Raw genomic sequence first — 12,442 nt, 5'->3', positions numbered from 1 at the left:
TCCGTCAGCAGCGTGAAGGGAAGCTCCTGCTTGTCGATGAAGCGGGTATGGGAGGCCGCGTTGTCCTTGCTGATGCCGAACACCAGGATGTTGTTGTCCGTGAAGCGATCCCAGCGGTCTCGGAAATTGCAAGCCTCTTTGGTGCACCCGGGGGTTGCATCTTTCGGATAGAAATACAGAACAACGCGCTGGCCTTTCAGACCCGAAAGCTGGACGGGGTCGCCATCCTGATTGGGGAGAGTGAAATCCGGTGCGGGATCACCGACCTGAAGAGCCACAGTCATCGACACCAATGGGTGGAGCAAGCGTAACGACGCTTTGGCTGGTGCCCGCGGGGCGCCCGTGCTGTGTCGGCATTGATCCCACCGCCGAGGAGCTTGAGAGTTGGTCCGGCCTGCAGGGCCAGCGTGCTGTGCAGGTGCGGTGGAGTCGGAGTTGGCTGCGGCGTTGCTTGGCGAACCATTTCTCGGTGCCGCCTCAGCAGGTGCCGTTGAGGGCGCCGCCTGGATCTCCCCCGTCTTTGGATCTCGGCTGGGGCCATGTGAGTTTCAGCCACTGTCCGGATGCCCTGGCCATCGCCTGGTCCGATCAGCCGATCGGCGTTGATGTGGAACGCCTCGACCGGCCTGTTCCCGCTTGGGCGTTGGCGCAGCGTTTTTTTTGCAAGGAGGATCAGGAGGAGCTGCGTGGGTTGGCTGCGACACCCTTGCGGCGGGCTGTTCTGCGGCAATGGGTCGCGAAGGAGGCCGCGATCAAATGGGATCGCGGCAGCCTGGCGCAGGATCTGGGCTTCTGGTCCTGTCGCTCGACTGCGGATGTGGCAGTGCATCAGCTCCGGGGTTGCCGTGTCCCTGTGCAACGTCGGGAAGTTGAGGCCTGGTGCCTGGCTGTCGTTGGTCCTGCTGCGGGACAAACAGGGCCGACCTATCTAGTTTGATCCGACAGCTCAAGCGTCATGGTTGCGCTCTCGGTTCCGGGTTTGCTTGGTGGAGGCACGGCTGTCGTGCTCGCGCTGGTCGGCATTGTTGGCTGGCAGCAAGCCTCCGGCCAACGCTCGCAGCTTCGACCGTTGCAGGCGGCTGAGAGCCAGCCGCACCGTTCCGACCGCGCCTTGTCGACACACTTGGCCCGGCGTGAATTGACCTTGGATCTCCGCCGTGAATCGGAAGAGCTGATCCAACAGTTCATTCGAGCGCAGATGGCCAGTCATTACTGGGGGCAATTTGCGAGCTCTTTGATTGATCTGGGCTTGTCATCGGGTGAGCTGCTCGATGCCCGAGTGGACTCCGATGCAAGGCAGACCCGTCTCTGGCTTTCGTCCCCGCAGGCGACCGAGGCTTACCTGGCGGTGGTGACGCGCGGCGGTGCCCGTTTGACGTCACAACGCTGCAAGGGCGACCCCGCACAGGCCGGTCGACCCTTCGATGGCCCTTGCCCCGAAGGCTGGTCCACCTGGTCGTTTTGACCGCTTCAGTCACGGAAGGTGGTCCGAATCGGACGTGAATAGTGTGTCTCACTCTTGTTCGCTTAATTCAAATGCTTGTGGGGCACTGGGTTGCGGGTCGTTCACTTCGTATTGGTGCTGATTGAGGCTGTTGGCGATTTTTTTCTTGCTGGCTAATTTGACGGGGACGTCCCTATACGCAGTCGTCCGTGTTTAATCGTCTCGCCGCTGGCCTGCTCGCCGGCGCATCCATTGCGGCCATCGCCGCTCCTGCTGAAGCAGGCACCAGCCGTCCCGTCCGTTGGAACACCGGCGGTGCCGTGTGGACCACCACGTCCAGCGAATTCAAGACCTTCTTCGAGACCGGTGAAATCACCGATCGTGCTCTTGCCGCTGGCATCAGCAACTCCGGCTGGACAGCCGAAGAGATCCAGGAGGGCATGACCAAGTCCTACGCCGTCGACATCGTCGGTGTGTCCCGCTTCCTGTACTCCGAGGACGGCGTCAAGTTCCTGAAGGATCAGACCCGCTCCTACTTCCCTTACTGGAAGATGAAGTCCACCGCCGTGGTCGCTCTGCGTTCCGCGATCATCGCCGACGCCGTCGACGGTTCGATCTCGTCCGCCGGCATCATGGCCGAGCTGCCCGTTGACTTCCGTCTGGCTGACACCTGCGGCACCTACGACGGTGCTCAGAACGTCTGTGCCCCCGACCGTTGCGAAGGCGACGCCCAGTGCACCTCCCTGCTGTCCTGGTACGTCTTCCTGCCCGCTTGCGTCCAGGCCAACTCCCAGCTGCCTGAGCCCGCTCCTCGTCAGACCTACACCCCTCCCGCTCGTCCCCTCTGGTGATCAGCCCCAGCGACGGCACCCTTCGGTGCCATCCGCTGTTGCCCCGGCTTTGCCGGGGCTTTTTTTTGTGTCATGGCCGGCTGTCGACAACGCCACGCAGCAACCGATGCTGCATCGGCAGCCGCAGGGGATGTGCGCCTTGCTTGTTCAGCAGGCGGCGGAGCAGAGCTAAGGACTCGGCATCGATGGCATCGATCTGCTTCCGATAAAAGGAGTCGTTCTCCAGCCAGCGTTGGGCCAGGGCTTGACCGCCCGGCATCAACAACTGCTCCTGCCAATGGCTGGTTTCAATCCGCCAAGGACCGTTGTCTGTCGGCGGAGTCAGTCGCGTCCACTGACTCCGCACCAGTGTTTCTTCCTCGCGCAGGAGGGGCGCGAGTTGCTCGCGTTCGCTGTCCGTGATGGCAGTCGCCGCGGCGACGAGGGTGGTGGCTGGTCCGGCGTCCGCCTGGCTGATCATCAGGCGCAGCTGCGTGCCGTCCTGGCTCACGGCGCTGAGGTGATCGAACAGTTCCGCTCCGCTTCGCCCCGGCAGATCCGAACTGGTCAGCCGCCCACCGATCCACTCGAAGCGTTGCCCCTCGGGAAGGGTCTGCAGTTGCTCCAGTCCTCCCTGCAGCAATTGCGGTTGTTGACTGGGGTCCAGCAGGTCCACCTGGGCGCGCAGCCGGTCGACGGCATCGTCATCGCTGACGAGCAGCGTTACACCCCCGTCTGGGGCTGCTTTCAGTGGATCGATCGCCCAGAGCAGAGAGCGAACACCGATCAACAGCACGCGGTCGTTGCGCCGCCAGTGGACACCCTCCCAAAGGCGTTGGCGCAATTGGTCGAGCCTGTTTTCCCCTTGGCCGATTTGGCGTTGAATCCAGCGGTCTAAACCGGGGTCGTCCGGGCCACTGCTGAGCAGGAGGGGTTGGTCGGCGGCGAGCTCAACGGCCGCGGCGAGTTGGGCCGCACGGCGCTCGGCCATTCGCTCGCGGCGCTGACCTTCCCATCCCAGGCTGCCGGGTTGCCAGAACACTTCGCCTTGAAGCGCTGTCGGCAGGTACTGCTGCTCGACCCAGTGTTCGGCGTAGGCATGGGGATAGCGATAGCCCACACCATCGCCGAAGGCGGCACCATCCCGGTTGGCATCGCGGAGATGGCTGGGAACGTCCTGCTGGTTGGCGGCTCGGACCGTTTTCAGGGCATCGAAGAAACCGAGCAAGCTGTTGCTTTTCTCGGCGCCGGCGAGGTAAAGCGCTGCCTGGGCAAGGGGGTAGAGCCCTTCCGGCAGTCCCACCCGTTCGAAAGCAGCGGCACAGGCTTCAACGACCACCATCGCCTGTGGATCCGCCAGGCCGATGTCTTCACCGGCGGCGATCAGCATGCGCCGGAAGATGAACCGTGGGTTTTCGCCGGCCTCCACCATGCGGGCCAGCCAAAACAGTGCGGCATCGGCATCGGATCCCCGCAGCGACTTGATGAAGGCGCTGATGGTGTCGTAATGGGCATCGCCGTGTTTGTCGTAGAGAACGGCCCGCTGCTGAATGGATTCCTCGGCGATCGAGAGATCGATCAACACGCTTCCGTCGCTCCCGGCGCTGCTGCTTTCCACCGCGAGTTCGAGGGCATTGAGCAGACTGCGGGCATCGCCGTTGGCCACATCCACCAGGTGCGCGGCAGCCTCGTCTGAGACGACCACAGAACGATCGCCATAGCCGCGCTCCGCATCGTTGAGGGTGCGTTCGAGCAGGTGGTGTAGATCGGTGGCCTCGAGGGGCAGCAGGCGGAACAGCCTGGAGCGACTGACCAGGGCTTTGTTGACTTCGAAATAGGGATTTTCGGTGGTGGCTCCGATCAGGGTCACGGTGCCGTTCTCGACCCAGGGCAGCAGGGCATCCTGCTGGGCGCTGTTGAAGCGATGGACCTCATCAATGAACAGGATGCTGCGCAGGCCGTGCCGTTCCAAGCGCTGGTGGGCGGCATCAACCTCCTGACGGAGGTCTTTCACGCCCGCCAACACCGCATTGAGGGAACTGAAGTGGGCGCGGGTGTGGGTCGCGATGATCCGAGCCAGCGTGGTTTTGCCGACGCCTGGTGGTCCATGCAGGATCAGATTGCCGACACGGTCGGCTTTGATCGCCCGCCTGAGCAGGCGACCATCGGCCAAGATTCCGCTCTGACCTTCGAATTCCTCCAGGCTCCGCGGTCGCATCCGATCCGCCAGCGGCGCGTGGCGGCGGCGCACTTGCTCGCCTTGGTAGGCAAAGAGATCCTGGCTCAAGGGAGTCGTGGCGGGACAGGAGGGAAAAACACGTGGTGTGATCCTGATCGATCATTTTTTTCAGGGGTTATTGCACTGCTTCTCCAATCCCCTCCTCAACGTTCATTTCAGACCTCATAATGCCGACCAAAGCTTGAATCTTGAATTCCGTGCGTCATCCGCAGCGACTGCTCGTGTCCATCGCCGCCTTGATCACGGTTAGTTCCTGTGGCCCCGACGCGCCGAAGCAGCCACCGCCGCCGAAGGTGCAGGCGGTGATGACCCAGATGGCGGAGTTCACTGAAGGCGTGGACACGGTCAGCACGCTGCAGTCCACGAATCTGGTCGAGCTGGCGGCCCAATCCAGTGGGCGGATCCTTGAGCTGAAGATCAGCCAGGGCGATGTCGTTGCGGCGGGGCAGTTGTTGATTGTTCTGGATCAGGCCCAGCAGCAGGCCAAACTCGCTGAAGACAAAGCCAAGGCGGAGTCCGCCAAGGCCAACTGGCTGCGGTACAAATATCTCGCTGAAAACGGCGCCACGTCTCAACAGGAACTGGACCGGTTCCGCACCCAATTCATTTCCGCTCAGGAGACGGTGAAGTCGTCTGAGGCCACCTTGAGTTACAGCAACCTGCGATCGCCATCGGCTGGCATCGTTGCTGATGTCAAACCCCAGGTCGGGGATGTGATCCAGCAGGGTGAGGTGTTCACGAGCCTGGTTCAGAACGGTGAGCTGGAAGCTCAGGTTGAAGTTCCGGCCGTCTTCGCTGATCGCCTTGCGGTCGGCCAGCCGGTGTTGCTGAGTGCCCCGGGCAGCGACACGATCCTTGCCAAGGGAACGGTGGATTCGATTGATCCACGCATCACCGCAACCACCCAGGGTCTTCTGGTGAAGGCGGTGTTTCCCAACACCGATGGCAAGCTTCGCGATGGTCAGCGCCTGCGGACCCGCGTGCAGCTGCAGGCGAAGCAGGAGTTGTCCGTGCCATTCGCCGCCGTGACCCAGACCTCCGGGCAGAGTTTTGTGTTTCGCCTTGGCACGTTTGAGGAGCTCAAGGCCAACCCCGGCAAGGTCGACCTCGAACGGTTGGAGAAGGGGATCAACGCCGGAAAACTGCCGGCGAACGCGTCATTTGCCCTTCAAACGCCGGTCAGCTTGGGGGAACTGGAGAACGCTCGCTATCCGATCACCAAGGGATTGCAGCTCAACCAGCGGGTGGCCACCACCAACCTGCTCAACCTGAAGCACGGAATGCCGGTGCAGCCCCAGGAGGCAGCTGCGGCGAATCCCGCGCCGGCGAACTGAGGTTGAACGATGTCTGCTTCTAATAATTTCATCACCAGACCGGTTCTCAGCACGGTCTGCAGTCTGCTGATCGTGATCGTCGGATTGATCGCGATTCCGATCCTTCCGATTGAAAACCTTCCCGACATCGCACCGCCAACGGTGAAGGTTCAAGCCACCTATGTGGGTGCTGACGCTGTTGCTGTTGAACAGGGTGTGACCTCTGTGCTCGAACAGCAGATCAACGGTGTCGAGAACATGGACTTCATCACCTCCAACAGTTCTTCGGACGGGGTGAGTTCAATTTCTGTGTCATTTGATAGTGGTACCGATGGCAATATCAACCAGGTCAATGTTCAGAACCGGGTTTCTCTTGCTGAGCCGCAGCTCCCAGAGGAGGTGCGTAAATCGGGTGTGACGGTGAACAAGGCCTCGAACTCGATCCTGCTTGTTTATAACTTTGTCAACGAAGACCCCTCAAAAACAGAATATTCAGTTGAGACGATCAGCGGTTATCTCGACAAAAACCTCACCGATAATGTCAAGCGTGTGAAGGGTGTTGGCGATGTCACCTATTTCGGTAACCGCAAGATCGCCTTCCGTCTCTGGCTGGACCCCGACAAGCTGGCTGCGAACAATCTTTCCGCCACGGACGTTGTCAACCAACTCAAAAGCCAGAACCGTCTGGTTCCTGCCGGCAAGATTGGTGGTTCGCCAGCGCCTGAAGGTCAGGAGTTCACCTTCACGGTGCAGCTCCAGGGTCGTCTGACCACCACCCAGGACTTCGAAAACATCGTGCTGCGCAGCACCGACTCGGGAAGTCTGATTCGCCTCAAGGACGTCGGTCGTGTGGAGCTCGGCGGTGAGATTTACGGCATCGATGCCATGGATCTCAATGGCACTCCGTCGGTCGGCATTGCGATCTATCAGCTCTCCGGGAGCAATGCCATCGAGGTTTCCAATGGTGTGAAGGATGTTTTGACTGAATTCGAGCAGACCTTGCCGGTTGGCCTCGGTGTTCAAAAGATCTACGACACCACCGATTTCATCAATCAGTCGATCAAGGGTGTGACCAACTCCCTGCGGGATGCCGTGATTCTGGTGGTGCTGATCCTGTTCCTGTTTCTGCAGAACTGGAAGGCCACATTGGTTCCAGCGATTGCCATTCCCGTGGCCTTGATCGGCACCTTCGCTCTGGTGCTGGCCTTTGGTTTCTCGCTCAATCAGCTCACCTTGTTCGGCCTTGTGTTGGCCACCGGTCTGGTGGTGGACGATGCCATCACGGTGGTGGAGGACACCTCCGCCAAAAAAGACGAGGGCATGACCTCGGTGAAGGCGGCGATGGAAACGATGGATGAGCTCTTCGGAGCCGTCATCGCCACATCACTGGTGAAGATGGCGGTGTTCTTGCCCGTGCTGTTTTTTCCTGGTGCCACGGGAACGATCTACAAGCAGTTTGCGGCCACGATCCTGTTCTCGATCGGGATCTCGACCTTCAACGCACTGACGTTCTCCCCGATGCTCTCGGCGTTGTTGCTCTCACGGGAGACCAAGGAACTCAGCCGTCAGCAGTACGCCACGGCCGGTGTGATTCTCGGATTTATTTATGGCCTGCTCAGCGCCGGCAATGGTGCTGCGGCTGCTTTGGTGCCGATGGTCGCCGGGGGCGTGATTGGTTTTGTGGCGTCCACGATCACGGGGCTGCCGCTGCGGCTTCCCTTCGCCGCAGGTGGAGCGGCCGTTGGTCTGGTGATCACGGGGGTGATTTTCAGCAATCCCATTCCGGTGGTGTTGTTCAGCGTGATCGGCCTAGTGGTCGGCTGGTTCATTCCGGTGATTTTCACCAATTTCAACCGCCTCTACGGCAGTTTTGAAACGCGCTATGCCGCGATCCTGGATGGTGTGATGAAGGCCCGCCCGATGGTGATGGCGGCTCTGGCGGCTGGCATTTTGCTCACCGCCTTGGCCTTCACCCGGATCCCCGGTGGGTTTGTTCCGATTGAAGACCAGGGCTACGCCATTGGTTTTGTGCAGGCGCCCGATGGTTTCTCCAATGAGAAGACATTGGCGATCAACCGTCAGGTGGCCGAGGTGCTGCGCAGTGAAAAGGACATCGCATCAGCGGCGCTGTTCAGTGGAGCCAGCCTGGATGGCAACGCACCGAATAAAGGTCTGTTCTTCATTGGTATGAATCACTGGGATGAGCGCCCGGGCAAAGACCACTCCGTGGGTGGCATTGTCAAGCGGCTCAACCAGAAGATGGTCGGTGCGATCGATGCCGGTCGTGTCTTTGTCGTCGAGCCCCCCTCCATTCCCGGCTACGGCACCGGTGGTGGTTTCGAATTTCAGCTGTTGGATCAAAGCAGTGGTGCCTATTCCCTCGATGATTTCTTTGGCTCGGCCCAGCAAATCATTGCTGATGGCAACACCAACCCTGTGCTGACCGGGGTCCGCTCCCTGTTCTCTCCGCAGGCGCCCCAGTACAAGATTGATGTGGACCGCGAGCAGATGGCATCGCTGAACGTCGACTTCGGCTCGGCCATGTCGACCTTCAGCGTCAACTTCGGCGGTGCCTACGTCAATGACACCTTCCAGGAAGGCAAGGTGCGCCGGGTCTATGTGCAGGCCGATGATGTCAGTCGTGCTACTCCCCAACGGCTCGCCTCGATTTATGTGGCGAACCGACAGGGGGAACAGGTTCCTCTCTCTGAGTTCTTCACGGTTGAGAAGACGGTGGGTCCGAGTGTGATTCCCCACTTCAATCTGTACCGCTCGATCAAGATTGAGGGCACACCGAATGAGGGCAACAGTTCCGGCCAGGCCATCGGCGCGATGAAGCAGATCTTTAACCAGGGCAATTTCAAAGGCCTTGGTTTTGATTGGACCGGTATCTCCCGTGAGGAGGTCAAAGCCGGTTCGTTGGCTGTGGTGATCTTTGCCCTGGGAATCTTGGCGGTGTTTTTGGTGCTCTCCGCCCAATATGAGAGCTACACCGATCCGATCATCATTCTGCTGACGGTGCCCACGGCTCTGCTGGGGGCTCTGGTCTTCCTCGGTGCGGCGGGCCAGGTGCTCAACATTTATGCCCAGGTCGGTCTGGTGATGTTGATCGGTCTGGCGGGGGGGAACGCGATTTTGATTGTTGACCTCGCCAACCAGAAAATGGGAGAAGGGGCCTCCGCAGTGGAGGCTGCCACGTTCTCGGCCAAGTCCCGCCTGCGTCCGATTTTGATGACGGCGATTTCCTCACTCACCGGCTTCTTGCCGTTGATGTTGGCCAGTGGTGCTGGTGCCCAGAGTCAGTCGTCGCTTGGTCTGGTGGTGTTTGGTGGATTGTTGGTGGCGACGTTCCTCTCCACCTTGGTTGTGCCGGTCTTCTACGTCGTGATGAAGACGCTGCTTGGTGAGGCTGATGCCAAGCCGTCCAGCGCATCCACACCACAGCCTGGCTGATGGTGATTCACAGGCCCGATGCTGATTCTCCCCAACCCTTCAGCGGCATGCGTGTGCTTCTCGCTGTTGCCATTGGCTGTGCCTTGGGAGGGGCCGTTGCCTATTTTCTCCATGTGCTGATCGACAACAGCCCGGCCGAGATTGATCTGCGTCGGTTGCGGTTGTTTTATCTGATGGTGATCACCTCCGGTGGGCTCAGTGGCCTGTCGATTGAAACCATGCGCCAGCTGCAGGAGCAGGCCACCGATCCGGTGTATCGCCCCACCAATCCCTATCGCGGCCGGCGGCGGCGCTAAAAAAAGCCGCCCCTTCGGGCGGCTTGGCTGCTGAGCTGGGTTCAACCCGCAGGCTTCAGGTGATCACCGTGGGTGTGTCCATACCGGTCCGTTGTTGGATCTCGGCCAGCGCATTGATGCCTTGAATCATGTCAGCCAGGGCGATCTGTGGATCCTGGTTGAGATCGCCGCTCGTGGGCACGTAGCTCTCGAGATAAACGCGAATCGTGGCGCCCTTGGTGCCGGTGCCCGACAAACGCACAACGACTCGGCTGCCGTCATCGAGAAGGATGCGCAGGCCTTGGCCGGAGGTCACCGATTGATCGATCGGATCGGTGTAGCTGAAGTTGTCGGCTCCGCTGACACTGCGACCGGCGAAGGACTGGCCGATCAATCCGGGCAGCATGCCTTCGAGGCGGTCGTACAAACCATGGGCGGCATCGCTGGCAACAGCCTCGTAGTCGTGGCGTGAGTAGTAATGACGACCGAAGCGGGCCCAGTGTTGGCCCATGATCTCGGCGACGCTGCAGCGGCGTTCCGCCAGGATCTGCAGCCAGAACAGCACGGCCCAAAGACCATCCTTTTCCCGGACGTGGTTGCTGCCGGTGCCGAAGCTTTCTTCCCCGCAGAGGGTGATCTGGCCGGCATCGAGCAGGTTGCCGAAGAACTTCCAACCGGTCGGAGTCTCGTAGCAGTTGATTCCCAGCTCCTTGGCCACCACATCCACGGCGGCGCTGGTGGGCATCGAACGGGCTACACCGGACAATCCGCCGGCGTAGGCCGGAGCCACGGTGGCGTTGGCGGTGAGCACCGCCAGGCTGTCGCTGGGGTTCACAAAGCAGTGATGGCCCAGGATCATGTTGCGATCGCCATCGCCGTCGCAGGCGGCCCCGAAGCGGTAGCTGTCGCCTTGCAGCAACAGGTCAGCGAGATCGTGCGCGTAGGTCAGGTTCGGATCTGGGTGGCCGTTGCCGAAGTCTTCCAGCGGAACCCCATTGCGCACGCTGCCGGCGGGTGCGCCGAGCAGGCCTTCAAGCACCCGTTTGGCGTAGGGGCCGGTGACGGCATGCATGGCATCAAAGGCCAGCGGGAAGTCGCCGCGGATCAGGTCGCTGATGCGATCGAAATCGAACAGCTGTTGCATCAGCGCAACGAAGTCCTCGACGCCGTCAATCACCTCCACCTGCATCGCCCCGATGCTGTGGGTCCCGGGTGTCTCGAGGGGAATCGCCGCTGCCTCGACGATGGAGTACCGATCTAGGGTCGTGGTGCATTCGTACACCGCATCAGTGAACGATGCGGGGGTGGGGCCGCCGTTCGCACCGTTCACCTTGACGCCGAAGTCACCGTCCGGGCCGCCGGGGTTGTGGCTCGCCGAGAGGATGATCCCGCCGATGGCCTGACGCTTGCGGATCAGGTTGGAGGCGGCGGGAGTGGAGAGAACGCCGTCGGTGGCGACCACCACCTTGGCCAAGCCATGGGCTGCGCCCATGCGCAGAATCACGTCGATGGCCCGACGGTTGCCGTAGCGGCCGTCGCCGCCCAGCACCAGGGTTCCGCCCTGCACGCCGGGGAGGATGCGGAACACCGCTTCGATGAAGCTCTCCAGGTAGTGGGGCTCCTCGAACTGCTTGCTGCTTTTGCGCAGGCCTGAGGTGCCAGGTTTCTGGTCGGTGAAGGGGCTGTCCAGACGCACCTGGCGCTGGGTCGGTTCCGCTGGGGCCGAACGGGTCATCACGGTGGATGGGGCTCTGTGCGGAACGTAAACACGGGATTGCCGTCTACAGCTGTCGGCACGACCAGTTCTCACCGTTACCGTGACTGTCTGATGAATCGATCAGAGCCAATGCGCCGTTTGCTCCCCACGTTGCTCTGGTCGGGACTGTGCTGTTCCGCCCTGATGGGTGCTCCCCAGGGACAGGCCGCGGCGGCGGATAGCTGGCGGCGTGCAGTCCCCTACTCGCAAGCCACCGCGACCACCAAAGCAGCTGCTGAAGCTGTCGTCAGCGGGGCTGGATCGGAAGAATGTCTGCGGGGAAAGCTGTCCAACGCGCTGGTTCAGCTATCGAACAGCTGTGACGTGAACGGTCACTCCTCCTCGGCGTGTGAGTTGGCTGGACGGCTCTCTGGTCTGGACGCTGAACTCAGTGTTGGAGAGATGCTCTCCACGTCTCAGTCGCTGCTTCTGATGCTGGAGGACGAAACGTCAACCTCTGATTGATTTGTCGCTGCATGGCCATGGACATCGCCCATCCCCTGAATGAGGAGCAGCAGATTTTGCTCACTCAGTTCAGAACCAAGGTGGCCTCGAGGGTGTCGAACCATGGGCTCACGTCAGCGGATGTGCAGAGTTTTGTCGATGACATCCGCCATCACCCTGAGGTGAGTGTGCTGTTGATGAATCAGATGCGTGCTGAGCTGGCTCGGCTGTCGCCGGGCCAGCGCTTCAGTTTTGAGTTCGACTGAACGGCTGGTGCCCTGAGGCTCAGGATTGTTGCCCCGGGCCTCCAGGTCCGGGCTTGGCTTTCTTTTTGGTTGGTTGTGCACACACGGTGGAGATCCGGCGTGCGGGTTCGTCAATCGCGTCCCGTCGCCGGTAGTCGTTGGTCGCGGCCACCTGGGCCTGTTCGATCAGGCTCCAGACCACGTCTTTGCACAATCCCGGCAACCGCGGGTGATCCATTAAGGGGTCTGCCAAAGCCCTCGCCCGATCACAGGTGTCCGTGCTGTTCTCCAACGAACAGGCGTAGGCCGCCCGTTGGATGGCCGTGAGTTCATCCTTGCTGGGCCACCAAGCCATGGCAGCCTCTGCAGCACCGGCTGGAAGGGCGAGTGCGCAGAGCAGCAGCGTGCGCGGGAGAAGAGCTGAGGTCATGGCCACCATTCTG

General features: G+C 61.0%; 12 protein-coding genes. 8 read left to right on the top strand and 4 right to left on the bottom strand.

What is annotated here, in order from left to right; translation table 11 throughout:
• On the bottom strand, positions 1 to 278 hold a 278-nt coding region (locus tag ACGVKB_RS02400), incomplete at its 3' end, for a peroxiredoxin (protein ID WP_392349676.1).
• A 47-nt stretch (positions 279 to 325) separates the two neighbouring features.
• On the opposite strand from ACGVKB_RS02400, the gene ACGVKB_RS02395 reads away from it, so the two are divergent.
• The 3 genes from ACGVKB_RS02395 to ACGVKB_RS02385 all read left to right on the top strand — a co-directional run bounded on the left by ACGVKB_RS02395 (position 326) and on the right by ACGVKB_RS02385 (position 2,295).
• A complete protein-coding gene (locus ACGVKB_RS02395) occupies positions 326 to 937 on the top strand; it encodes a 4'-phosphopantetheinyl transferase family protein (RefSeq protein ID WP_392349674.1) in 612 nt (203 codons plus the stop codon).
• 18 nt (positions 938 to 955) lie between these two features.
• Positions 956 to 1,465 carry a thymidylate synthase gene (locus ACGVKB_RS02390; protein WP_392349673.1) on the top strand — a complete coding sequence of 170 codons (510 nt, stop codon included), beginning with the start codon at positions 956 to 958 and terminating at the stop codon, positions 1,463 to 1,465.
• A 188-nt stretch (positions 1,466 to 1,653) separates the two neighbouring features.
• Positions 1,654 to 2,295, top strand: a complete 642-nt coding sequence (locus ACGVKB_RS02385) for an alpha/beta hydrolase (RefSeq protein ID WP_392349672.1) — start codon at positions 1,654 to 1,656, stop codon at positions 2,293 to 2,295.
• Between the two features lie 70 nt (positions 2,296 to 2,365).
• Here ACGVKB_RS02385 and ACGVKB_RS02380 read toward each other — a convergent pair whose 3' ends face one another.
• Positions 2,366 to 4,561: an AAA family ATPase gene (locus ACGVKB_RS02380; RefSeq protein WP_392349671.1), complete on the bottom strand. Its 2,196-nt coding sequence runs from the start codon at positions 4,559 to 4,561 to the stop codon at positions 2,366 to 2,368.
• Positions 4,562 to 4,710: 149 nt separating this feature from the next.
• On the opposite strand from ACGVKB_RS02380, the gene ACGVKB_RS02375 reads away from it, so the two are divergent.
• The 3 genes from ACGVKB_RS02375 to ACGVKB_RS02365 are packed head-to-tail and all read left to right on the top strand — an operon-like array spanning position 4,711 to position 9,575.
• Positions 4,711 to 5,847: an efflux RND transporter periplasmic adaptor subunit gene (locus ACGVKB_RS02375; protein ID WP_392349675.1), complete on the top strand. Its 1,137-nt coding sequence runs from the start codon at positions 4,711 to 4,713 to the stop codon at positions 5,845 to 5,847.
• Positions 5,848 to 5,856: 9 nt separating this feature from the next.
• Complete coding sequence (locus ACGVKB_RS02370) at positions 5,857 to 9,279, top strand: efflux RND transporter permease subunit (RefSeq protein WP_392349670.1); 3,423 nt, start codon at positions 5,857 to 5,859, stop codon at positions 9,277 to 9,279.
• Entirely contained in the window at positions 9,279 to 9,575 is a 297-nt protein-coding gene (locus ACGVKB_RS02365) for a hypothetical protein (protein WP_392349669.1), read from the top strand. Before ACGVKB_RS02370 ends, ACGVKB_RS02365 begins: the two co-directional genes overlap by 1 nt.
• 55 nt (positions 9,576 to 9,630) lie before the next feature.
• On the opposite strand, the gene ACGVKB_RS02360 is transcribed toward ACGVKB_RS02365, so the two are convergent.
• Complete coding sequence (locus tag ACGVKB_RS02360) at positions 9,631 to 11,289, bottom strand: alpha-D-glucose phosphate-specific phosphoglucomutase (RefSeq protein WP_392349668.1); 1,659 nt, start codon at positions 11,287 to 11,289, stop codon at positions 9,631 to 9,633.
• A gap of 93 nt (positions 11,290 to 11,382) precedes the next feature.
• On the opposite strand from ACGVKB_RS02360, the gene ACGVKB_RS02355 reads away from it, so the two are divergent.
• Both ACGVKB_RS02355 and ACGVKB_RS02350 read left to right on the top strand, forming a co-directional pair.
• On the top strand, positions 11,383 to 11,775 hold the full coding sequence (locus ACGVKB_RS02355) for a hypothetical protein (protein WP_392349667.1): 393 nt from the start codon (positions 11,383 to 11,385) through the stop codon (positions 11,773 to 11,775).
• 11 nt (positions 11,776 to 11,786) lie between these two features.
• Positions 11,787 to 12,020 (top strand): hypothetical protein, encoded by a 234-nt coding sequence (locus ACGVKB_RS02350; RefSeq protein ID WP_392349666.1) that lies wholly within the window; start codon positions 11,787 to 11,789, stop codon positions 12,018 to 12,020.
• A gap of 19 nt (positions 12,021 to 12,039) precedes the next feature.
• Here the strand turns inward: ACGVKB_RS02350 and ACGVKB_RS02345 are convergent.
• The coding region (locus ACGVKB_RS02345) for a hypothetical protein (protein ID WP_392349665.1) at positions 12,040 to 12,442 on the bottom strand (403 nt) is incomplete at its 5' end.

Source organism: Parasynechococcus sp. (assembly GCF_042954325.1).
In the GTDB taxonomy this organism is placed as follows: domain Bacteria; phylum Cyanobacteriota; class Cyanobacteriia; order PCC-6307; family Cyanobiaceae; genus Parasynechococcus.
The sequence above is the reverse complement of the archived record's forward strand: the minus strand, read 5'-3'. Positions and strand labels throughout refer to the sequence as shown.